A 22,050-nucleotide genomic window follows, 5' to 3' on the forward strand; every position below is an offset into this window, starting at 1 on the left:
GCGGGTGAGGGCCGCCGCCAGGCAGCACGGTGTGCTACGACTCCGGGGACCGCAGGACCCTCAGATGGCCGCGCCGGGCGACCTCCATCGGGTCGGCGTCGCGTCCGTGCGGTCCGCTGAGCCGGTCCTTGGGGGCGGGGTCCTGCGGCTCGTGTCGCGGCGTCCGGGCGGCCTCCCGAACGGCGTTGGCGAGGGCTTCCAGGTCGTCACTGCTGGGGCGGGCCGCCGCCGTGTCGACGGCGAGCCTGACCACCTCCCAGCCGCGGGGTGCCGTGAGCCGCTCGGAGTGCTCGGCGCACAGGTCGTAGCAGTGCGGCTCGGCGTAGGTGGCGAGGGGGCCCAGGACGGCGGTGGAGTCCGCGTAGACGTACGTCAGCGTCGCGACGGCGGGACGACCGCAAGCGGTGCGCGAACAGCGACGTACAGGGCTCACGACGTTGGACCGTACCGCACTCTTGAGCGGGCTGCGACGACTCTCCATGACGTCACCCTGCCGTGTCGTCCGCGTTCGCCGGAAACGCCTGATCTGCTGAAAGGCGCGCACGACGACCGGGTGAGCGCCCCCTGGCCGAGGGCTCGCGATCAGGTTCGCCTCGCGAAGCGTTCACCATTCGCCCGATTACGGTCATTTCCCATGCTCTGTTCCCTCCAAAAAGGCGATCAAAACGACAGAAAGGGCGAATAGTCTTCATGCGGCGATATGCGGGAGATGCTCCGCACGCGCCCGTCGTGCCCCGCGTGGGACCTGCGGCGGGCTAGGCTCGGAGGTGATGGACAGCCCCGTACCGCCGCGCCGGGCCGATTCCCGGCCGCGCCGCCGAGACCGCCACGGCCGTGGCATGCGCGGCCCCATCGCACCTCCCCAAGTGCCCCTCGCCATCAGCCGGGCAGAGGCGTTCGACGACCTGGTGCGTGACTCGGTGGTCCGCCTGGAGCGGCACTGGCCGCAGCTGGCCGGCGTCGAGTTCGCCGTCCAGGAGGTGCCGCGGTCGGACAACGGCGAGGTGCGCGAGGGCGACGACGCCGTGCCGCTCGGGCGGGTCACCGAGGGCGTGGGCGGGCGCCCGGACCGGGTGATCGTCTTCCGGCGCCCGGTGGAGATCCGCAGCCGGACCAGGGACGAGCGGGCTCTTCTCGTGCACGAGGTCGTGGTGGAACAGGTGGCCGAACTGCTGGGCCTCGCACCGGAGTCGGTCGACCCTCGGTACGGGCAGGACTGACGGTCCTGCCCTTCCCTGTGCCCACTGCCGCTCAGCCGTGCGCCCGAGCGCGGCCGAGCGGTTCGCTGTCCGCAGGGCTCACTTGTCGTCGTTCAGTACCGACAGGTCCTGCGTCGAGCCGGGTACCGCCACCGTGCTCCTGTCGTCCGGGAGCGTCTGCACAGTGAAGGCCGGAAGTCCGGACTGTTCGCGCTCCAGGGTGCGGGAGGCATACACCGGGCCGCCGGAGAGGCGCTCCACCGTCACGGCGTAGGTGCCCTTGGCGCCGGTGGGGCGGGGCGGGGTGAACGCCTTGGTGGTGTGCGCCTTGACGGAGACGGTGGTGCTCTTGGGGCTGCCGCCGCCGTTGCCAGGTGATGCGGTCACCCGCACCCTCGCCCCGGTCTCCGGCGCGGTCAGCGCCAGGGTGGCGCCGGTCGGGGTGGTGCCGGCGGCAGTGGCCTGCTTCTGCACCGGCTCCGTAGCGGGGATGAACGCCGTCTCCTGCTTGCTGCCCTTGCCGCGGAGGACCCGTGCTGCCGCGACCACGCCGGGAGCGTCCTCGCCGCCCTCCGCGGGAGAGAGCACCAGCGAACCGGCCTCGCCCTTGGTGAGGTCCTTGAGGTCGACAGTGGTGACCATGCCCGCCTTCACATGCAGGGTCTCGTACCCGGCGGGGCTGATCTGCCCGGTACGGCCCGCGAGCTTCACCTTGAGGTCGGCGTCCTCGTCCCCCGGCGCGAAGACGGCCAGCCGGACCGAGGCCGCGTCCTTGGGGATGCCCGGCAGCACCAGGCGGGGGCTCGGGTCGGTGGCGGGCGGCAGCCAGTCACCGCCCAACTTACGGTCGAGGACCTGTACTTGTGCTCCCACCCGGCCGGTCCGCGCAGTGACGTGCAGCGTCACATTGGTCACCGGTTCTGCGGTGAGAGTGGACAGCAGTACGGGGACGGTGGAGCGCGGCGGAACGGTCACATCCTCGCCGGCGCCCTCGCTCGCCCTTTCCTTGCCCTTCTTGTCGTACAGCTCCAGGTCGACGACCGCGGTGGTGCTGTCCGGGTTGACGAGGTGCACGTAGTCCTGCCGGTCCTCGGCCGTGCTGGCACCGGGGAACCAGAACGAGGTGTCGGGCACCGAGCAGGACGTGCCCTGCAGACCGCGCCCCGCACCTGCCCCGATGCTCGTCGTCTGCTGCACCGTCCAGCCGGGTGCGAAGGGGCCGTCAGCAGTGCCCGTGAGGGCGGGCGCTTTCGGGTCGTCCGTGTCGGCGGTCACAGGCGTGCCGGGGCTGCTGAGGGGGAGGAAGGGTTTTCCGCTTCCCTTGTCGGCCGTCCCGGCGCCCTGCTGCTCGGTCTGCTCGCCCTGTTTTCCGGCGCCCCTCTTACCCTTCTCGTCCTTCTTGCCCTTCTTCCCGTCCTTGCCGGCGTCTTTGTCCTCTTCGGGGCTCTGCGGGGTGTCCGTCTCGGCGAGTTCGGCGGGGTACAGGGCCGCGCTGCCCTTCTTGCCGGGGCCGCCCTTGGGCGTGAACGCCTCGTAGGATGTCTCCGCGACGTCGGACGCGCTCGGCTGCGGGCAGACCAGTGTGGAGCGCTCCACGGGCTTGTGAGCGGCTGCCTTGGCGCTCTCACCGCGCTGCGCCGCCTCGTCCGGTGCGGTGAGCGCGGCGACCCCGGTCACCGCGGCGAGCGCAACGGCGACGGCTCCGAAGCTGAGGACTGTGCGGTTCACTGCTGCTCGCTCCCGTTGCCGTTGCCGTACCTGCTGTCGTAGCCGGGTGCGCCCGGCCCCTCGTAACCCTGCTGGTAGCCGTAGGGGTCGGCGGGCTGCTGGGCCGGGTACTGCTGGGCCTGCCAGTCCTCGTAGGAGGCAGGCTGCTGGTAGGCGTCGTATGCGGACTGCTGGTCGTAGGGCGGCTGCTCGTAGGGCTGCTGCTGTTCGTACGGCTGCTGTTCGTACGGCTGCTGTTCGTACGGCTGCTGCTGCGGGACCTGGCCGTAGGAGGGCTGCTCGTACGGCGCTGTCCGGCCATAGTCCGCCTGGTCCGCGTACGGCGCCTGCTGCGGCACGTAGGGCTGCTGCTGGCTGTAGGGGTCGTACTCCGGCTGCCCGGGTACGGGCGGCGGACCCTGCGGCGCGGGCGGGGCCGGGGGCGCGGGCGGGGCCTCGGCGGCCTCGGCGGCGGCGCGGAGCCTGCGGGCCCTGCGGCCGTCCCCGGCGGCGGACAGCTCAGGCGCCGGCGGGGCGTCCGGGAGGTCGTCGTCCACGTCGCGACGGCGGCCCGGCAGCGCGAGCACGAGAACGACGAGCAGGAGGAAGCCCTGCGTCCAGACCCAGGCCGTGTGCGTGAGCGGGGTCTCGTGGCTGAGCTCCAGCTTGCCGCCGCCGGTGGGCAGTTCGAAGCCCTGCGCCCAGCCGTCGACGGTGACGCTCTTGAGCGGGCTGCCGTCGAGCGTGGCCTGCCAGCCACTGTCGGCGCGGTCCGCGAGCCGCAGGACCCGCCCCGAGGGGCCGGACGGCAGCGTCGCGTGCGACTCGACGGGCCCGGCCGGAACAGCCACCGGGGCGGTCACCGCGCCGGCCGAGCCGTTCTCCTGCCGGCCGGGGACGATGGAGAGACGGGAGACCTGCCGGTCGACGCGCCACAGGGCGCTGCCGTCCGCCTGACTGAGCCGGGTCAGCCCTGGCGTGGCGTCCAGGGTGCGGCTCATCTCGCGCGAGGCGCCGTCGCGCAGCAGGACGTACCGCACGGCGTAACCGCCCAGCTGGCTGGACTGGTCGGCGCCGGAGCCCGCGACGAGGTTGGAGACCACGTGGTCCAGGCGCGTGCCCTCCCCGTCGGCTGCTGCGAGCTCGGCGTCGCCCAGCCGGGCGCCCGAGCCGCGTGCCAGCGTGTAGGTGATGCCTGAGGTGCCCTCGGGCTGGTCGAGCACCAGGGTGCGCGCCTGGTCGCTGGTGGTGCTCTCCTCCGCGACGAAGGCGGGCACCTGCACCGGGTCGCGCCGCGAGAGAGGACCGTCGGCCCCGCGCACCATCCAGCCGAAGGCGGCGCCCAGCGGAGCCAGCACACAGGCTGCGGCGATCAGGGCGGCCACCGGCTGGCGCCACCCGAAGCTCTGCGCGGCCACCCGTTCCTTCGCCCCCTCGGCACCGACCGCGGCGGCGCACAACAGCGCGAGCCCGTAGACGAGGGTGGCAGGCCCGGCCCAGGCCGAACTGTTGGACAGCGCCGCGGCAAGCAGCGCTGCCAGGGCCACGACCCAGGCGGCCCGTACGGCCAGCTGCCGTTCGGTGCGCAGCAGTGCGGCGAGCCCGGCCAGCACCAGACCGACGAGGAAGACCCCGTCAGTGGTGCCCGGTCCACCTGGCGAGAGGGTCAGCAGATCGACGGCGGAAGCCGCACCCGTGCCGTACTCCAGGCCCGCCTCGCCGAGGAACTGCCCGGGATCGGTGAACAGCGACAGCGACCAGGGGGCCAGCAGCACCAGCGGCGTCACCAGGACGGTGGCCAGCCGGGCGGCGAGCGCACCGAACGAGGCACCGTCCGCCCTGCGCACCCCGAGCGCCGCGACCGCAAGCACAGCGGCGAGCGGCCACACGACAGGGGTGAACGCCATCGTGAGGGTCAGCAGCAGCGCGTACGCCCACGCGGCCCGCCAGCCGCCCCTGCCGCGCAGCCCGCCGGCCGCCACAGCGGCACGGGCCAGCAGGGGCAGCAGTACGGCGAGCACGGCGGTGCCGATCCGGCCCTGGGCGAGCGCACCGGTGGCGGCGGGCAGGAACGCGTACGCGACGCTCCCCCAGGCGCGTACCAGGCGCGAGTCGACCAGTGGACGGGAGGCGAAGTAGGCGGTGACCCCGGCGAGCGGGACGGAGCACACCAGCAGCAGCGTCAGCACAAGGCTCGTACTGCCGAACAGCAGGGTGGCGAACGCGGCGAGGACGGCCAGATAGGGCGGCGCCGACTGGGTGCCGCCCGTGCCGACGGGATGCCAGCCTTCCGCGTACCGCGCCCACAGGTCCGACACTCCGTCAGGCACCGGCAACAGCGCACCGCCCGCCAGTGCGCCACCGCCGAGCAGCGCACGGCAGGCCACCAGCGAGACGATGAGCAGTACGGCGAAGAGGACCGGGCCCGGCTTCTGCGCGAGCCGCTTGAGGCGCGCGAACTGTTCGACCTCCAGGAAGTCCGCGTCCTCGTCCCCGGGACCCGACTCCACAGCGCCATGTCGACCCCCGGCGGAGGATTCCGGTTCGGTGCGTCCGGTGAAGTTGCTGGTGACCTGTTCCACGGTCGCCCGCAGCGTGGCTCCGGGCGGTGGGAAGAGCGGGCGCAGTTCCTTGTGCGTCACTGCCGGTCTGCCCCGCCTGCGGCGTGCGGTCAGGATGCGCCCGCCGAGCAGCAGGGTGCCGGACAGTCCGGCGATCTCGTCCAGTGCCTGCCGGGGCACCTTGCCGACCAGATAGGCGAGGGTGCGCAGCAGTGTGCCGACAACGAGGCGCAGCAGTACCCACGGCAGCAGTGCGCCCGGCATGTTGGCGAGCAGGTTGTAGACGGCGCCCGCCTTGTCGACCCGGTGCGGGCTGGCACCGCCCCGGCTGGCGCGGCCGACGCAGTCGACCGGGCGGCGCTCCCGCGAGGCCGCCTCGGCATGCCGCATCACGGCGTCCGGCGCCGTCAGCACCCGGTGCCCGGCGGCCTGGGCGCGCCAGCACAGATCGACGTCGTCCCGCATCAGGGGCAGTCGGCGGTCGAATCCGCCGAGCTGGTCGAAGACGTCGCGGCGGATGAGCATTCCGGCGGAGGAGACGGCCAGCACGGGGCGCACCTGGTCGTGCTGGCCCTGGTCCTGCTCGCGCCGCTCGATACCCGTCCAGCGCCGGCCGCTGTTCGCGATGGTGACGCCCGCCTCCAGCAGCTGCCTGCCGTCGTACCAGCTGCGCAGCTTGGGCCCGGTGATGGTGACCGACGGATCGGCGTCCACGATGCGCAGCAGCTGCGCCAGGGTGTCCGGCTCGGGCGCGCAGTCGTCATGCAGCAGCCACAGCCACTGCACGGGTTCGCCGTAGGGCAGTTCGGGCATGTCGTAGGCGTCGTCGCGCCAGGTGCGGTTGACCGGGTCCCAGCCGCTGGGCCGCTTGAGATACGGAAGGTCCTCGGGAGTGAGCCAGCGCGCGGTACGGGCGGCCTCCTCGACGGCGGTGCCGAAGCCGGTGCGTCGCGCCATGTGCAGTACGCGTTCGGCGCCGAGCGCGTCGGTCAGCAACTGGGCGGAGTTGTCCGCGCTGCCGGTGTCGGCGGCGATGATGTTCTGCACCGGGCGGCTCTGCTCCAGCAGCCCGCTCAGCGCGTCGGGAAGCCAGCGTGCGCCGTCGTGGGCGACGAGGACGGCAGTGACGACGTGCCGGGGGAACTCGGGCGGCTCCAAGGGGGCCAACCCTGCTGCGGCCGCCTCGTAGTGGGCCGCCATGTGGCTGTGCACGGACATCGAGGTAGGGGCCCTCCCCGGGTGCCGGGGCCTCGCGGCAGTGCCGCGGTGGCTGCAAGCCCCCGGAAGACGCGTATCGGAGCGGTGAACGCACGCCCTTGCCAGGGTGGTGCGTCGCGGACGGCCCCACACTAACGGCTTGTCCTCACGCGTCCGGCTGTCCGTCGCAACAGCCCGGGGCGGGCTCCTGATTCTCCGGGCGAGCGGTGCGAGGGCACGGCTCGGGTTGCTGGGGTGCTGCCGAGCTTCGACTGGTCGACGGTCCGGTACGGATCCGGGTCAGACAGCGGCTTTCTTCAGGCGGCGCCGCTCACGTTCGGACAGGCCGCCCCAAATACCGAAACGCTCGTCATTGGCGAGGGCGTATTCGAGGCATTCGGAGCGGACTTCACACGCGAGACAGACCTTTTTCGCCTCGCGGGTAGATCCGCCCTTCTCGGGGAAGAACGACTCCGGATCGGTCTGAGCGCACAAGGCGCGCTCCTGCCAGCCCAGCTCCTCGTCCGCCTCTTCGACCAGCAGTTGTTGGAACAGCTCGGTCATGTGCGCCCCTCGATCCGTCTCTTCGACCCCGTGATGCTGTCGTTATCGAACCCTCTTGAACGACACGAGTGAAATTACAAGTGTGCCGATCCGGGGCAGTCAAGCCGAGATCTGCTATTGAGCCCGTTATTCACCCGGCGGAACCAAGCCTTCGCAGTAAGTGTTCAAATCACTACGAACTATGACACTCGCGGTTGGAGCCGGGGGGTTTTGCCCGACTCCTGATTTCAGAACGTGGTGACCTGCGGTCACGTTCCGCATCACCCCCCGGATGGCCCTGATCACACTCTGATCACGGAAGTGCAACGGCGTACGGGCGTGACTGGTGCGCCATCTCTCCGGCGCCGGTGGGCACAAACCTTTCGCCACCCATAGGGGCCGGAACGGATGAAAGATTCGCCACAAACGCGACCACAGGTTGACACCTGGGGCACGGGGGCGCTGTTCTGGAGCGCATGGCAGTGACCTCTGAGACCCGTACGGCCCGTGGCGCCCTCGCCGCGCGGTCTGCCGGGGGTGCGTCCGTGCTTCCCCGCGCCGCTTCTCACGTCCTGGAGCCCCACCGCTGTCGCTGTCCGCGCGGCTGTCACGCACGCTGTTGCTGAGGCCCGGCTCGGCCTGAGCCGAGCGTCGGTCCCGCCGCCGTCGAGTATCTGCTCCGGCTGAGCGTGCCGCGTTCTTCCGCACTCCCCGCCGCGCCCTTGCGCACTTCCCGCCGCCGTGTCCGGCCGCCCGTCGGCGACGGCATCCGATTCCTCCCGGCTTCCGGCCGGCTCTCGTACGAAGGCACTCCCGCACGTGAACAGCGACCTCGAAATCGCGGGCGACCCGCTCGCCATTCCGCACCTTCTCCCCCCAGCCCCCGCGCACCCCGCCACCGTCGCGGACTTCGCCGGGCTGATCCGTGAACTCGCCGCCGACCGCGCCGCCTGGGCGCCACTGGTGCGCTACGACCCGACCCTGCGCTGGTACTACCGGCTGCGCACAGGCCCCGGCTACGAGGTGTGGCTGCTCAGCTGGTTGCCCGGGCAGGGCAGTGGACGACACGATCACGGACGCTCGTTCGGTGTGTTCGGCGTGCTCGAGGGCGAGTTGACCGAACACGGACGAGGTAAACGTGTGCTCGACGCCGGAACGGTGCGGGTCTTCGCTCCCGGATATGTGCACGAAGTGGTCAACGACGGGCTGGATCCGGTCGTGAGCGTGCACGTCTACGCACCTGGGCTGACCGAGATGCCGCAGCACTGCTCCGTCGGCCCCGCCGCGCAGGATGCCGCGCAGGGCGCCCTGGCCTGAGGCCATGACGTGATGCCGGATGCGGAGCGGCCGATGCCGGTGACACAGCGGGTCCGATGCCCGTGACGCGGCGGACCTGATGTCGGGGGCGGGCGCCGGGCTGCGAGACTGGTGCCCATGCAGCGCATTGTGGTTCTGGCCGGGGGCATCGGCGGTGCCCGCTTTCTGCGCGGGCTCCGGTCCGCGGTGCCCGACGCGGAGATCACCGTCGTCGGCAACACCGGTGACGACATCCATCTGTTCGGCCTGAAGGTCTGTCCCGACCTCGACACCGTGATGTACACCCTGGGCGGGGGCATCCACGAGGAACAGGGCTGGGGACGGGCGGACGAGTCCTTCGTGGTGAAGGAGGAACTGGCCGCCTACGGCGTGGGCCCCGAGTGGTTCGGGCTGGGTGACCGGGACTTCGCCACGCACATCGTCCGCACCCAGATGATCTCCGCGGGGTATCCCCTCAGCGCCGTCACCGAGGCGCTGTGCGCGCGCTGGCAGCCCGGGGTGCGGCTGCTGCCGATGACGGACGACCGGGTCGAGACGCACGTGCTGATCGACGACCCGGACGCGGAGAACAGCGAGGGCGGCGCCGACGGCCAAGGCGGCAAGGGCGGTCGCAAGGCGGTGCACTTCCAGGAGTACTGGGTGCGGCTGCGGGCCTCCGTCGACGCACACGCCGTGGTGCCGGTCGGGGCCGACGCCGCCAAGCCGGCTCCGGGTGTGCTGGAAGCCATCGCCGGGGCCGACACCATTCTCTTCCCGCCGTCCAACCCCGTCGTCAGCATCGGCACGATCCTGGCTGTACCCGGCATCCGCGAGGCCATCGCCGACGCGGGCGTGCCCGTCGTCGGGCTCTCGCCGATCGTGGGCGACGCGCCGGTGCGCGGGATGGCGGACAAGGTGCTGGCGGCCGTCGGGGTGGAGACCAGCGCCGCGGCCGTCGCCACGCACTACGGCTCGGGGCTGCTGGACGGCTGGCTCGTCGACACGGTGGACGCAGGCACCGTCCAGGCCGTCGAAGACGCGGGCATCCGCTGCCGTGCCGTACCGCTGCTGATGCGCGACGAGCAGGCCACGTCTCAGATGGCGCGACAGGCGCTGGAGCTGGCCGAGGAGGTACGGGCGTGACCGCGGCGGTGACCACGGAGGCGGCCGGGACGACGGACACGGCTGAGGCCGCGGAGGCGACGGAGAGGGCGGGCGCCGACGAGAGCGTTCCCAGTACCTCGTACGAGGTGTGGGCGCTGCCCGGCATTCCGGAAGTGCTTCCCGGCGACGACCTGGTCGGGCTCGTGGTGGATGCCGCCGCTGCTCCCGGCGGGCGGGGGCTGGTGGACGGCGACGTGCTCGTCGTCACCTCGAAGATCGTGAGCAAGGCCGAGGGCCGCATTGTGCAGGCCGACGACCGTGAGGCCGCCATCGACGCCGAGACCGTACGTGTCGTCGCGCGGCGCGGTCCGGCGCGGATCGTGGAGTCCCGGCACGGCTTCGTGATGGCCGCCGCCGGGGTCGACGCCTCCAACACGCCGAAAGGCACCGTGCTGCTGCTGCCCGAGGACCCCGACGCCACGGCCCGGCAGATACGGGACGGGGTGCGGGAGGCGCTCGGCATCACCGTAGGCGTCGTCGTCACCGACACCTTCGGGCGGCCCTGGCGCGAGGGGCAGACCGATGTGGCGATCGGCGCCGCCGGGGTGCGGGTCCTGGAGGACCTGCGCGGCAGCGTCGATATGTACGGCAACCCGCTGGGGGTGACCGTCACCGCCGTCGGCGACGAACTGGCGGCGGCGGGCGAACTGGTCAAGGGCAAGGCGAGCGGGCTGCCGGTCGCGGTGGTGCGCGGGCTGTCCCACCATGTGCTGCCATGTGCGCCCGCGGACGAGCGGAGCGGCACCGGCCACGCGGAGACGGCACGGGCGCTGGTGCGCGAGGCCGCCAACGACATGTTCCGGCTGGGCACTTCGGAGGCCGTACGCGAAGCGGTGACACTGCGCCGGACCGTACGGGAGTTCACCGCGGAGCCGGTGGACGGACAGGCCGTACGGCGCGCGGTCGCCGCCGCCGTGACGGCTCCGGCGCCGCACCACACCACTCCGTGGCGGTTCGTCCTGCTGGAGAGCGCCGAGTCCCGGACCCGGCTGCTGGACGCCATGCGGGACGCCTGGATCGCCGATCTGCGCGGCGACGGCAAGAGCGAACAGAGCATCGCCAAGCGGGTCAAGCGCGGCGACGTACTGCGCAACGCGCCCTGTCTGGCCGTGCCCTGCCTGGTGATGGACGGCTCGCACACCTATCCGGACGACCGCCGCAACGCCGCCGAGCGGGAGATGTTCGTGGTGGCGACCGGCGCGGGCATCCAGAACTTCCTTGTCGCCCTGGCCGGGGAGCGGCTGGGCTCTGCCTGGATCTCCTCCACGATGTTCTGCCGCGACGTGGTGCGCGAGGTGCTCGATCTGCCCGCGGACTGGGACCCGATGGGCGCCGTCGCCATCGGCCACCCGGCGGCCCCGCCCCGGGAGCGCCCGGCGCGGTCCGCCGCGGACTTCGTCGTCGAGCGCTGACCCGCGCTCCCGCAGCCTTACAGCGGGGCTATGTTCCCCACCGGGAAGCGGGGCTGACGGCGCGGCATGCGCGGGCCGCCCAGCAGGATGAGACGGCCGGCGCGGTGCCGCTGTCCCTCGTAGGGGGCCAGCAGCTCCAGCATGCCGTCGTCGTCGGTGCCCCGGGCGCCGGTGAGGGCGTAGCCGATCAGGCGCGGCAAATGCAGATCTCCGACCGTGATGGCGTCCGGCTCCCCGTTCGAGCGCTGCAGGACCTCGGCCGCCGTCCAGGGGCCGATGCCGGGGATGGCCTGGAGCCGGGCCAGCGCGGCTGGGAGGTCCATGTGTGCCGCCTCCTCCATCCGGCCGGCCCGCTGGAGGGCGCGCAGGATCGCGGCGGAGCGCTTCTGGTCGACACCGGCGCGGTGCCACTCCCAGGAGGGGATGCGCAGCCAGTCGCGGGGGTGCGGCATCACCCAGAGGTTCGGGTGCGGTCCCGGGGCGCGCTCGCCGAACCGGCGGACGAGCAGCAGCCAGGCGCGGTACGCCTCCTCGGTGGTGATCTTCTGTTCCAGGACGCTGGGGATCAGCGCCTCCAGCACCCGCCCCGTACGGATGAGCCGCAGCCCGGGGTTGCGGCGGTGCGCCTCGTAGGCGATGTCGTGGTGCGGGACGAAGGCGTCCGGGTCGTCCTCGGCGCCGAGCAGTGCGGGCAGGCCGTCCAGCAACCACGCTGCCCCCGGCCCCCATGCCTGAGCACATACGACACCGTGCGTGCCGCCCTGCTGGATGCCCACCCGGAGCGTCGCCGGACCGTCCGGGGTGCGGGTGCCGCGCCAGATCGTGCCGCCCTCGGTGCGGTACGTCGGGTCGTACGGGCCCCGGCGCAGCACGCGCAGGTTGCCGTACAGGTCGTACGGACCCGGCGGGGTCCAGGTGCGGGTGAGTGACACGGGCAGCAAGATTACGGGCCGGCACTGACAGCCCCGCCGCCCGGTTGCTGGAGGGCTACTGGTCCGAGGAGAAGCGCACCGCGCCGGCCGGTATCCGGGCGTCGCACCACACGCGGATGCCGCCGCGCAGTTCGTTGCCCTCGCCGATGACGGCCCCGTCCCCGATGACCGCGCCGTCCAGCACGGTGTCGGCCCCGATGCGCGCGCCCGCGCCGATCAGCGAGTCGCGGATCCGCGCTCCGGGTGCCACTACCGCACCGTCCAACAGTGCGCTGCCGTCGATCCGGGCCCCGGCTCCGACCTCGGCTCTCGCCCCGGCGACTGTTCCACCGGTCAGCTTCGCGTCCCCCGCCACTGCTGCGCTCTCCAGTATGAGCCGCTCACCGCATCTGCCCGGTACGGCGGGCGAGGGGGCACGGCCCAGTACGAGGTCGGCGGAGCCGCGTACGAACGACTCGGGGGTGCCCAGGTCGAGCCAGTAGGTCGAGTCGACCATGCCGTGCAGCTGCGCTCCGGCCGCCAGCAGCCCGGGGAAGGTCTCCCGCTCCACCGAGACGGGCCGCCCCGCGGGGATGGTGTCGATGACGGAACGGGTGAAGACGTAGGCACCGGCGTTGATCTGGTCGGTGACGATCTCCTCCGGCGTCTGCGGCTTCTCCAGGAACGCCGTCACGCGGCCCGTGCTGTCCGTCGGGACGAGCCCGAAGGCGCGCGGGTCGGTCACCCGCGTCAGATGCAGCGAGACATCGGCACCGGCCTGGGTGTGCCGGCCGACCAGGGCACGGATGTCGAGGCCGGAGAGGATGTCGCCGTTGAAGACGAGTACCGGTTCGTCGGGACGCGAGTAGAGCCGGGAAGCGACATTGCGGATGGCTCCGCCGGTGCCGAGCGGCTCCTCCTCGGTGACGTACTCCAGGTGCAGTCCCAGCTGGGACCCGTCTCCGAAGTACGGCTCGAAGACCTCGGCGAGGTAGGAGGTGGCCATCACCACGTGGTCGACGCCTGCGGCGCGGGCCCGGGCCAGCTGGTGGCTGAGGAAGGGCACGCCTGCGGCGGGGACCATCGGCTTGGGGGTGTTCACCGTGAGCGGACGCAGCCGGGTGCCCTTGCCCCCGACCAGAAGGATCGCTTCTGTCACCTGTTGTCTCTGCTTCCTGCCGGGGTCCGCCGACCGCCCTTCGGGTGGCCGCCGGACAGTGTATGCAGACACGTACGGACGCGTGGGCGGCCCCTTACGCCTGTCCCCGGCAGACGCCGTCGGCGGCTCGGCGGTTCACCGGCCCGGCTGCTGAGCCGTTGGCCGGGCCGGTGACTCAGCGGCCTTGCAGGCGTGCCGCCGCGGTGCGGATCGCGCCGAGCTTGCCGTAGAGACGGGCGCCGGGGCACTCGGTGACATACCCGTCCTTGTGCCCGGAGACCGTATGGAACCTGATCTTGCTTCCCTTCCTGAACTTGTTGCCGCCGCCGGATTTGAGCCAGGTCTTCTTGCCCGCGCTGACGCCGAAGAGGCCCAGCTTCCAGGCGCTGAGCCGGGCGATGGCTTTGACGGCGCGCTTGGGCGGCTTCTTCTTGTCGAAGGAGCCGAGGACGGCGATTCCTGTGCTGTTGGTGTTGAACCCGTAAGTGTGGGCTCCCATCACCGGCTTGGCCACACCGCCGGCCCGGCCTTCGTAGATGGTTCCGCACCTGTCGACCAGGAAGTTGTAGCCGATGTCCCGCCACTTGCTGCTCTTGACGTGGTAGCGGTACATCGCGCGAATGATGGAGGGCACCTGACGGCACGCGTAGGCGTTCGTCATGGCGGTGTGGTGCACGAAGGCGGCCTTCACGGTCTTGGTGTAGGCGTATCCGGCCTCGCGGAGCTTCTCGTCGGCGCCCCAGCCCTTTCGGGTGACGATGCGCGGGCGGGGACCGACGAGCGACTGGGTGGTTGGGTACTGGGCCTGGGTCGCGTCCTTGGAGAGCTCAGGCAGTACGGCGCCGCTCGCGACCTGGGGGCTCGCGGCGCCGGTGCCGGTGTCGGCGCCTGTGCCGGTGCCGGTGTCGGCGCCTGTGCCGGGTTCCGTTCCGGGCTCGGTCCCGGGTTCGGTTCCGGGTTCGGTTCCGGGCTCTGACTTGGGCTCGGCCGCGGGATCGGTTCCCGGTTCGGTTCCGGGGTCGGTCCCCGGTTCCTTTCCGGTTCCGGCTTCGTCGGCGCCGGAACCCGCCGCCGCGTTGTCCCGTGCCCCGTCATTGGGTGCTCCGCCTGTGCCGGGCGCCTTGTCGGGGCCGGGGGTCTCGCCCGCTCCCGGGTCGACCAGTTCCAGGCGGAGCCCTTCCGGCAGCGGCTGGTGAGGGGCGGATCCCTCGGGCAGGATGCGGGCCTCGACGCCGTCGGAGGGCCCGACCCACAGCGGGGCCGTCGTGCCCCGGGCCTGACGGCCCTCTCCGGTGTCCCGTGCCTCGCCGGGGTGGACGTCCAGTTGCTGCCACCCCGACCAGCGGCCGGTGTCCGCATTACGCGTGCGGACCTGGAAGCGCCCCGGCAACTGTTCGTCCGCGCGGTCCCAGACGGCGCCCACCAGGGAGTACGGGTGCACCGTACGGGCCGGGAGGCGTGCCGCTGAGCGTGGGTCACCCGGCCCACGGGCCCCGGCCGACCCCTCGGCCGACTCGCTGAAGGAGAGCGACTGGGTGTGGCCGGGGACCCCGGACGGGGCGGAAGGAGAGTTCGACGACAAGGAGGAAGACGAGGACGACAAGGCAGTCGAGGCAGTCGAGGCAGCCGAGGAAGCCCGGGGGGCCGTGGAGGGGGACAGCGCGGCTGCCGTGGCGAGGGGGGTGAGCGGCAGCAGAAGGGCCGCCGCACTCGCGACACCGATCGATTGAGCGAGATTTGCACGCATACCCGTGATCATGGACATATGTGATCATTCCTGTCTATTGACGCACCGCCAGCTGGGCGCCCGCGTACGCTTGCGCGAATGAACGACTCCGATCGCACCCCCGCCGACCTGCTGCGGATCGCGCTGTCCGATGACCCGTCACGTCCCTTGGTGACCTACTACGACGACGCCACGGGTGAGCGTGTCGAGCTGTCCGTGGCGACGTTCGCCAACTGGGTGTCGAAGACCGCGAACCTCCTTCAGGACGAGCTCTCGGCCGAGCCGGGCGACCGGCTCGCGCTGCTGCTGCCCGCGCACTGGCAGACCGCCGTCTGGCTGCTGGCCTGCTCCTCGGTGGGCGTTGTCGCCGAGCTGGGTGGCGACGCCGCCCGCGCCGACCTCGCGGTGAGCGGGCCGGACACGCTGGAGGCGGCCCGCACCTGCTCCGGCGAGCGGGTGGCCCTCAGCCTGCGGCCGATGGGCGGGCGGTTTCCGCAGCCGCCGGAGGGGTTCATGGACTACGCGGTGGAGGTACCGGGACAGGGCGACCAGTTCGCCCCGTACGTTCCCGTTGATCCGGAAATGCCCGCGCTGGTGCTGCCCGGGGGCAGTGAGCTGACGGGCGCTCAGGTGGTGGAACGGGCGCGGGAGGATGCCGCGGCGCGCGGGCTGGGGCCTGGCGCGCGGCTGCTGTCGGCGCTGCCGTACGACGGCTGGGACGGCATCAGTGCGGGGCTGCTGGCGCCGCTGGCGGCGGGCGGGTCGGTGGTGCTCGCACCGCGGCTGGAGCGACTGGACGCCGCTTCTCTCGAACAGCGCAAGGAGAACGAGCGGGTGACGCACACCGCCGGGTGATGTCCCCGGCCGAGCGGACACCCACCCTGGCCTGCGGACCGGTGGTCCGTACAACCTTGCGAGCGCTTCGGGCGTCTGTCTTCGTGACCGGCGCACCCGTACGTGTGTACGCCCTGTACTCCGTGTGCTCCGGTGTCGCCGCCACCCGAGGGATGAACAGCCGTGACCGATTCCGGCACCACCGAAGCCGATCCCGATGCGTCCAGCACGGCTTCCGCCCGCCCTCATGGGCGCCGCTGGCTCCGCTGGACCGCGCTGGGCGCCTCGGTGCTCGTCCTCGCCGTCGCCGCCACCGGCTGGTCCCTCTACCGGAAGCTGGACGCGAACATCCGTACCGACTCGGGCACCGCACAGGCGCTGGCGCCGTACGAGAAGGAGCGCCCCGTGCCGGTACGGGCGGCGGGTGAGGCGCGCAACATTCTCCTCCTCGGCTCGGACAACCGCGGCGACGGCAACGGCGCCTACGGCCGTGACGAGGGCAGCCAGCGCTCGGACACCGCGATCCTGCTGCACATAGGGGCCGACGGGCGCAGCGCGACGGGAATGTCGATACCGCGCGATCTGATGGTGCACATCCCGGACTGCCGGCGGCCGGACGGTTCGCTCAGCCGCGCACAGTTCGCACAGTTCAACTGGGCGTTCCAGACGGGCGGCGCGGCCTGCGCCATCCGTACGGTGGAAAAGATGACGGACATCCGCGTCGATCACCACCTGGTCGTGGACTTCCGCGGCTTCAAGAAACTGGTGGACGCGGTGGGTGGGGTGGAAGTCTGTCTGGCGGAGCCGGCGCACGACCGGGAGGCGAAGCTTGATCTGCCGGCCGGGCGGCAGACGCTGGACGGTGAGGACGCACTCGGATACGTCCGGGCGCGTCATGGCCTGGGCAACGGCAGCGACACGCAGCGCATCGACCGGCAGCAACGATTCCTGGGATCTCTGGTGAAGAAGGTGCGCAGCAAGGGAGTACTACTGAACCCGACGCGGGCCTATCCCGTACTTGATGCTGCAACCTCGTCATTGACTGCGGATTCCGGTCTTGATTCCCTCTCGGAACTGTACGAACTGGCGCGGAGCATCCGGGATATCCCGGAAGACCACATCCGTTTTCTTACGGTGCCGAGACAGTCGTACGAACTGGACATCAACCGTGACGAGCTGGTGCAGCCCGACGCCGACGAGCTCTTCACCACACTGCGCGAGGACCGACCGGTGCGGGTGACGGACGGGGGTGCGGAGAAGGAGGACGGAAAGCAGAAGCAGGACGGGTCGTACCGCGGGACGACGGGGGACCTGGACATCTGCGCGAACGAATGACGCTGGGAATGAGGCGAATTGACCGTTTCTGGTCGTACTGAATTTGTCACCGGCGTCGCTAGCCGCAGAACCTGCCGGATAGTGTGAGCGCTCCGGTCGGCCCCGGGGCGGCATCAGCAGCCGGTTCTATGGAGGACTTTCGCAATCGTGGACGCGCAAGGCCGTGGGCAGGCGGGAGATGTCGATCCCGCAGATCAGTGGGTGTTCAACCCGAACACCGGCAGCTACGAGCTGCGACTGAACCCCGTCGCCGACGACTCTCAGAGTCGATACGGCTCCCGTCGCACCTCCGCCCCGCGCCAGAGAAGTACTTCCCCCGGCGAGAGCGCGACTACACCTGCCGAGCCCGGCGCCGGGGAGCGCCCGGGCGGGCGGGCCGGCGACCGGGCGCGTGCCCGCGCCGGGGAACGCTCCGGTGAGCGTGCCGGCGACCGCCCCGGGTCCCGCTCGGCGCGGCGCGCCGAGTCCCGGCTTCCCTCCCAGCGGCGGGGCCGCGCCGCCGATCGGGCCGGCTCCGACGGCAAGGGCACCGGCCGGGGGCGCAGGAAGGCCAAGCGGCGGCTCTCGGGCAAGCAGAAGGCGCTCCGTATCGGCGGCGGCATCGTCGGCTTCGCGCTGGTGGCCGGGTGCGTCAGCGGCTACGTCTGGTACCAGCGGCTGAACGGCAACATCAACAGGGTCGACGTCGGTGAGAACAACCCCGCGGTCAAGAACGGCCCGGTCAACATCCTGGTCATCGGCACCGACGCCCGCTCGGGAAAGGGCAACACCGGCTACGGGGACAAGGGCAGCGTCGGCCACGCGGACACCACGTTCCTCTTCCACGTCTCCAAGGACCGTTCCAACGCCACCGCGCTGTCCATCCCGCGCGACATGATCACCGACATCCCCAAGTGCGAGCTCCGGGAGAACGGCCGCGTCAAGAAGACCATCCGCGCCGAGGAGCAGGTGCGCTTCAACACGAGCCTGGGGCAGGAGGAGCGGGACCCGGGCTGCACCTGGCGCACCGTCGAGAAGCTGACCGGGGTGGAGATCGACCACTTCATGATGGCGGACTTCAACGCCGTCAAGCAGCTGTCCACAGCGGTCGGCGGCGTCGAGGTCTGCACGGCCAAGCCGATAAAGGACCCCAAGTCGCATCTGAACCTGAAGGCGGGCAAGCACACCGTCAAGGGCGAGCAGGCCCTCGCGTTCGTACGGACCCGGCATGCGGTGGGCTTCGGCAGCGACCTGGACCGGATCAAGCTCCAGCAGCAGTTCCTCAGCTCGATGATCCGCAAGATGAAGTCCGGTGACACGCTCACCAGCCCGTCCAAGCTGCTCGACCTCAGCGACGTGGCGACCAAGGCGCTGACGGTGGACGACGGCATCGGCAGCGTCAAGAAGCTGATGGCCCTGGCGAACGACCTGAAGCGGGTGAACGTCAAGAACATCACGTTTGCCACGGTTCCGGTCGTCGACAACCCGAACGACCCGGCCACGGTCGTCCTCAACAAGCAGAAGGCCCAGCCGCTGTTCAAGATGGTCCAGCAGGACAAGTCCATGACGGGGAAGGCCAAGAAGCAGGCGGCGGCCAAGCCGAAGGCGAAGAAGGCCCCCGCGTCCAAGGTGAACGTGTCCATCCTCAACGGTGGCGGCCCCTCCGGCGCGGCGGCCACGACAGCGGACTACCTGCTGAACAAGGGCGCGGGCAGCGCGGCGTCCGGCGGCAACGCGCCGCAAGAGCTGGAGAAGACCCGGCTGGAGTTCGCCCCCTCGAAGGAGGGCGAGGCGGCCAGGCTGGCCGTCATGCTGAAGCTGCCGGCCTCCGCGCTGAAGAAGTCCGACAGCCTGGGCAAGAGCATGGCGCTGACGCTGGGCAGGGACTTCACGGCGCCGGGCAAGCCGCTCGGCGCACCCGACAAGGCACCTTCCGGAGTCGAGAAGGTCAATGCCAACGACAAGAAGGTGTGTGCTAAGTGACTCCGACCCCTCCGGTCCGTCCCGCCAGGCGGCCGAGGGCAGCACAACCTGAACATCTCGGGGAGGTCCCGTGCGGCAGAACGACACCGACGGCGGCAGGGAGGCGCAGCGCGGCGCCCCCTCCGCCGCCGACCGCGGCTGGGACGAGAGCCTGTACGAGGAGCACCCGGCGCAGCAGGGCCCGAACCCCGAGAACGTATCCGTATCCGCTTACCGGCCCGGGAGCGGTGGCGAGCGCGGTCGCCGGCGCAGGCAGCCCGGCGGGGGCACGAACGGCGCCGCGGCCAGATCCGGCAAGGCCGGCGAGAGCGCTGCGGCGGTGAGCCGGGCCAAGCGGCCGAGCCGAGGCAGGCGCCTGCTGCGCTGGTCCGCCGCCGTCCTCTCGGTACTCATACTCGGCACCGCGGGAGCGGGCTATCTCTACTACCAGCACCTCAACGGCAATCTCAACAAGGACGAGCTGAACCTCGGGGACAACAAGCTCCACCGGTCCGACCCCAACGCCGCGGGCCAGACTCCGATGAACATCCTGCTGCTGGGCTCCGACTCACGTGCCTCGAAGGAGAACGTGCGGCTCGGCGGCTCCCGCGCCGACCGCGACCGCCCGCCGCTGGCGGACGTACAGATGCTGCTGCACGTCTCGGCCGACCGGAGCAACATGTCGGTCCTCTCGGTGCCTCGTGACACCAGGACGACGATTCCCAAGTGCACCGACCCGGACGACGGGAAGGTCTATCCGGAGACGACCGACAGGATCAACGCCAGCCTCCAGCACGGCGGCCCGGGCTGCACCGTGGCCACCTGGGAGGAGATGACGGGCATCCCGATCGACCACTTCATGATGATCGACTTCTCGGGTGTGGTCTCCATGGCCGACGCGGTCGGCGGTGTGCCGGTGTGTGTCGACAAGAACATCCACGACCCCAAGTCGAAGCTGAAGCTGAAGAAGGGCAGTTCGGTCGTCAAGGGCGAGCAGGCGCTGCACTGGCTGCGCACCCGGCACGGCTTCGGCGACGGTACGGACATCGGCCGCGCCAAGGCGCAGCACATGTACATGAACTCGATGGTGCGCCAGCTCAAGGCGGGCACCAAGCTGACCGATCCGGGCAAGCTGCGCGGCCTGGCGGAGGCCGCCACCAAGGCGCTCACCGTCGACAAGGGCATCGGCTCGGTCAAGAAGCTCTACGACCTGGGCAACGACCTCAAGCGCGTACCCACCAAGCGCATCACCATGGCCACCATGCCGTGGGAGTACGGGTCCGGCGGCAGCTATGTGCTGCCCAAGAAGAACGACTCGGACCAGATCTTCTCCCTCATCCGCCACGATGTGGCGCTGGACGGTAAGGACAAGAAGAAGGCGGAGGCCAGCAAGTCCGCGCAGCCCACGGAGCCGTCGCAGCCGAAGGCCGAGATCCAGGTCAGCGTGATGAACGGCACCGGTACCGCGCTCCAGCAGCCGGTCTCCGGCCGGGCGAGCGTCGTCGCGGGAGCCCTGGCCCGCAAGGGCTTCAGCCAGGCCACGGCGGACCAGACGCCGCAGTCACGGGCGGACACCACCATCAGCTACCCGCGCGAGGAGCAGCGCGGCGACGCCCTGGCCGTCGCCAAGGCGCTGGGTGTCCCGGAGCGGCTGGTCAAGCACTCCACGGGTGTGCAGAGCGTCACCCTCATCGTCGGCACCGACTGGCGGGACGGCACGGTCTACCCCAAGAGCGACAAGGGCGGCGACGGCAAGAAGGACGACCAGAAGGCACCGGACAGCGCGGACGCGCTGCGCGGGGACAACAAGAAGGCGTGCATGGAGGTCAACCCGAGCTACACGTGGTGACGCTCCCCACGTGGCCGAGGACAGACGTAAGCGGACAGACGGCCAGACGTAAGGGGCGCCCTCCAGGGAGAGCGCCCCTTACTTTCGTCTGTCCGCTACTGAATTGCGGGAACCGGCTGACGGCGGCTCGCGATGACCTTGCGGGCGAGCTTCTTCGGGCTCGTCAGGAAGCCCCACCCCCAGGACATGTGCATGGTGGCGAGCGCGACGGGGATCTGGGCACGGGCCTTCAGCGGCAGTCCCCGCCCCGCGGGCAGCGAACCGGCGACGATGGCCGCCAGATAGCCCCCGGGCACCAGCAGCCCCCACGGGGTGACGGCGACGCCCACCGCAAGGCCCGCCGCGATGGCGCACACGGCGACCGGCGGCGCCAGGTAGCGCAGGTTGATGGAGCCCGCGTGGTAGCGGGCCACCACGTGCCGCCAACGGCCGTAGTTGCGGTACTGCTTGGCCAGGGCCCGCATGCTGGGCCGGGGCCGGTAGGAGACCCGGAGCTCGGGCGAGAACCAGACCAGCCCGCCCGCCTCGCGGATGCGGAAGTTCAGCTCCCAGTCCTGGGCGCGGATGAACTCCTCGTTGTAACCGCCCTGCTGCTCCAGCACGTCGCGGCGGAAGACTCCCAGATAGACCGTCTCGGCCTCGCCAGCTGTGCCGCCGGTGTGGAAGGCGGCGTTGCCCACACCGATCTTCGAGGTCATCGCCGCCGCAACAGCGTGCTCCCAGGCGTTCTCGCCCTCGGCGTGCATGATGCCGCCGACGTTGGCCGCGCCGGTCTCCTCCAGGAGCCGTACGGCCGTGGCGATGTAGTCGGCCGAGAGCATGCCGTGCCCGTCGACGCGCACCACCACCGGATGGCGGGACGCCTTGATCGCGGCGTTCAGACCGGCCGGGGTACGGCCCGTGGGGTTGGGCACCGTGTGCACGCGGGGATCTTCGGCGACCAGCTCGGCGGCGATCTCGTCCGTGCGGTCCGTGGAGGGCCCCAGCGCGATGACCACCTCCAGTTCACCGTCGTAGCGCTGCTCCAGGATGTGCCGCACCGAGCTGCGCAGATGCCGCTCCTCGTTGAGGACCGGCATGATCACGGAGACGGGAGGCTGGGCTGCGTCCGGGGAGGAGTCCGGGGAAGGACGTCGGTTCTCGCGAGTCACGGCGCTCACGTTACCGCGATCGGGCGAACTGTCCGTACGTACGCGCTCCTCCGGCAGCCGGTCCG

The 22,050-nt window shown here is 71.1% G+C and carries 17 protein-coding genes; 9 read left to right on the plus strand and 8 right to left on the minus strand.

All coding sequences use genetic code 11. From position 1 onward, the window contains the following. Positions 1-34: 34 nt before the first annotated feature. Positions 35-481: a DUF3499 domain-containing protein gene (locus ACTWP9_RS21855; protein WP_443247917.1), complete on the minus strand. Its 447-nt coding sequence runs from the start codon at positions 479-481 to the stop codon at positions 35-37. A 289-nt stretch (positions 482-770) separates the two neighbouring features. Between ACTWP9_RS21855 and ACTWP9_RS21860 the strand changes: the two genes are divergently transcribed. Further along, a complete protein-coding gene (locus ACTWP9_RS21860; protein WP_443247918.1) occupies positions 771-1,220 on the plus strand; it encodes a metallopeptidase family protein in 450 nt (149 codons plus the stop codon). A gap of 78 nt (positions 1,221-1,298) precedes the next feature. Here ACTWP9_RS21860 and ACTWP9_RS21865 read toward each other — a convergent pair whose 3' ends face one another. The 3 genes from ACTWP9_RS21865 to ACTWP9_RS21875 all read right to left on the minus strand — a co-directional run bounded on the left by ACTWP9_RS21865 (position 1,299) and on the right by ACTWP9_RS21875 (position 7,228). After that, positions 1,299-2,927 (minus strand): DUF5719 family protein, encoded by a 1,629-nt coding sequence (locus tag ACTWP9_RS21865; RefSeq protein WP_443247919.1) that lies wholly within the window; start codon positions 2,925-2,927, stop codon positions 1,299-1,301. Further along, on the minus strand, positions 2,924-6,685 hold the full coding sequence (locus ACTWP9_RS21870; RefSeq protein ID WP_443247920.1) for a glycosyltransferase family 2 protein: 3,762 nt from the start codon (positions 6,683-6,685) through the stop codon (positions 2,924-2,926). The genes ACTWP9_RS21865 and ACTWP9_RS21870 overlap by 4 nt, the downstream gene beginning before the upstream one ends. A gap of 279 nt (positions 6,686-6,964) precedes the next feature. Then, positions 6,965-7,228, minus strand: a complete 264-nt coding sequence (locus tag ACTWP9_RS21875) for a WhiB family transcriptional regulator (protein ID WP_004952403.1) — start codon at positions 7,226-7,228, stop codon at positions 6,965-6,967. A 798-nt stretch (positions 7,229-8,026) separates the two neighbouring features. Here ACTWP9_RS21875 and ACTWP9_RS21880 point away from each other — a divergent pair. From ACTWP9_RS21880 to ACTWP9_RS21890, 3 genes are all read left to right on the plus strand, one after another. Then, positions 8,027-8,524, plus strand: coding sequence for a cysteine dioxygenase (locus tag ACTWP9_RS21880; RefSeq protein ID WP_443247921.1), 498 nt, complete (start codon positions 8,027-8,029; stop codon positions 8,522-8,524). A gap of 117 nt (positions 8,525-8,641) precedes the next feature. Then, positions 8,642-9,646, plus strand: a complete 1,005-nt coding sequence (gene cofD, locus ACTWP9_RS21885) for a 2-phospho-L-lactate transferase (protein ID WP_443247922.1) — start codon at positions 8,642-8,644, stop codon at positions 9,644-9,646. A gap of 107 nt (positions 9,647-9,753) precedes the next feature. Further along, entirely contained in the window at positions 9,754-11,079 is a 1,326-nt protein-coding gene (locus ACTWP9_RS21890; protein ID WP_443248086.1) for a coenzyme F420-0:L-glutamate ligase, read from the plus strand. Positions 11,080-11,096: 17 nt separating this feature from the next. Here the strand turns inward: ACTWP9_RS21890 and ACTWP9_RS21895 are convergent, their stop codons facing one another. The 3 genes from ACTWP9_RS21895 to ACTWP9_RS21905 all read right to left on the minus strand — a co-directional run bounded on the left by ACTWP9_RS21895 (position 11,097) and on the right by ACTWP9_RS21905 (position 14,590). Then, on the minus strand, positions 11,097-12,011 hold the full coding sequence (locus ACTWP9_RS21895; RefSeq protein ID WP_443247923.1) for a DNA-3-methyladenine glycosylase family protein: 915 nt from the start codon (positions 12,009-12,011) through the stop codon (positions 11,097-11,099). A gap of 55 nt (positions 12,012-12,066) precedes the next feature. Next, entirely contained in the window at positions 12,067-13,149 is a 1,083-nt protein-coding gene (locus tag ACTWP9_RS21900; RefSeq protein ID WP_443247924.1) for a sugar phosphate nucleotidyltransferase, read from the minus strand. Positions 13,150-13,324: 175 nt separating this feature from the next. After that, the gene (locus ACTWP9_RS21905) at positions 13,325-14,590 is read right to left on the minus strand and encodes an N-acetylmuramoyl-L-alanine amidase (RefSeq protein ID WP_443247925.1); all 1,266 of its coding nucleotides are present in this window, start codon (positions 14,588-14,590) and stop codon (positions 13,325-13,327) included. Positions 14,591-14,684: 94 nt separating this feature from the next. Between ACTWP9_RS21905 and ACTWP9_RS21910 the strand changes: the two genes are divergently transcribed. The 5 genes from ACTWP9_RS21910 (at position 14,685) to ACTWP9_RS21930 (ending at position 20,834) form a co-directional block, all read left to right on the plus strand. Then, complete coding sequence (locus ACTWP9_RS21910) at positions 14,685-14,879, plus strand: hypothetical protein (RefSeq protein ID WP_443247926.1); 195 nt, start codon at positions 14,685-14,687, stop codon at positions 14,877-14,879. A 95-nt stretch (positions 14,880-14,974) separates the two neighbouring features. Then, the gene (locus ACTWP9_RS21915) at positions 14,975-15,730 is read left to right on the plus strand and encodes a TIGR03089 family protein (RefSeq protein ID WP_443247927.1); all 756 of its coding nucleotides are present in this window, start codon (positions 14,975-14,977) and stop codon (positions 15,728-15,730) included. A 162-nt stretch (positions 15,731-15,892) separates the two neighbouring features. Further along, entirely contained in the window at positions 15,893-17,044 is a 1,152-nt protein-coding gene (locus tag ACTWP9_RS21920; RefSeq protein WP_443247928.1) for an LCP family glycopolymer transferase, read from the plus strand. A gap of 147 nt (positions 17,045-17,191) precedes the next feature. Continuing rightward, positions 17,192-19,006, plus strand: coding sequence for an LCP family protein (locus ACTWP9_RS21925; protein WP_443247929.1), 1,815 nt, complete (start codon positions 17,192-17,194; stop codon positions 19,004-19,006). 70 nt (positions 19,007-19,076) lie between these two features. Next, a complete protein-coding gene (locus ACTWP9_RS21930) occupies positions 19,077-20,834 on the plus strand; it encodes an LCP family protein (protein WP_443247930.1) in 1,758 nt (585 codons plus the stop codon). 95 nt (positions 20,835-20,929) lie between these two features. On the opposite strand, the gene ACTWP9_RS21935 is transcribed toward ACTWP9_RS21930, so the two are convergent. Next, positions 20,930-21,985, minus strand: a complete 1,056-nt coding sequence (locus ACTWP9_RS21935) for a glycosyltransferase family 2 protein (protein ID WP_443247931.1) — start codon at positions 21,983-21,985, stop codon at positions 20,930-20,932. Positions 21,986-22,050: the final 65 nt, after the last annotated feature.

This window comes from Streptomyces sp. 3N207 (genome assembly GCF_052246355.1).
Classification (GTDB): domain Bacteria; phylum Actinomycetota; class Actinomycetes; order Streptomycetales; family Streptomycetaceae; genus Streptomyces.

Bases quoted from the DNA above. Each gene is read 5' to 3' on its own strand.
- ACTWP9_RS21855 (WP_443247917.1), bottom strand. From the start codon at position 481: ATGGAGAGTCGTCGCAGCCCGCTCAAGAGTGCGGTACGGTCCAACGTC.
- ACTWP9_RS21860 (WP_443247918.1), top strand. From the start codon at position 771: ATGGACAGCCCCGTACCGCCGCGCCGGGCCGATTCCCGGCCGCGCCGC.
- ACTWP9_RS21870 (WP_443247920.1), bottom strand. From the start codon at position 6,685: ATGTCCGTGCACAGCCACATGGCGGCCCACTACGAGGCGGCCGCAGCA.
- ACTWP9_RS21875 (WP_004952403.1), bottom strand. From the start codon at position 7,228: ATGACCGAGCTGTTCCAACAACTGCTGGTCGAAGAGGCGGACGAGGAG.
- cofD (WP_443247922.1), top strand. From the start codon at position 8,642: ATGCAGCGCATTGTGGTTCTGGCCGGGGGCATCGGCGGTGCCCGCTTT.
- ACTWP9_RS21915 (WP_443247927.1), top strand. From the start codon at position 14,975: ATGAACGACTCCGATCGCACCCCCGCCGACCTGCTGCGGATCGCGCTG.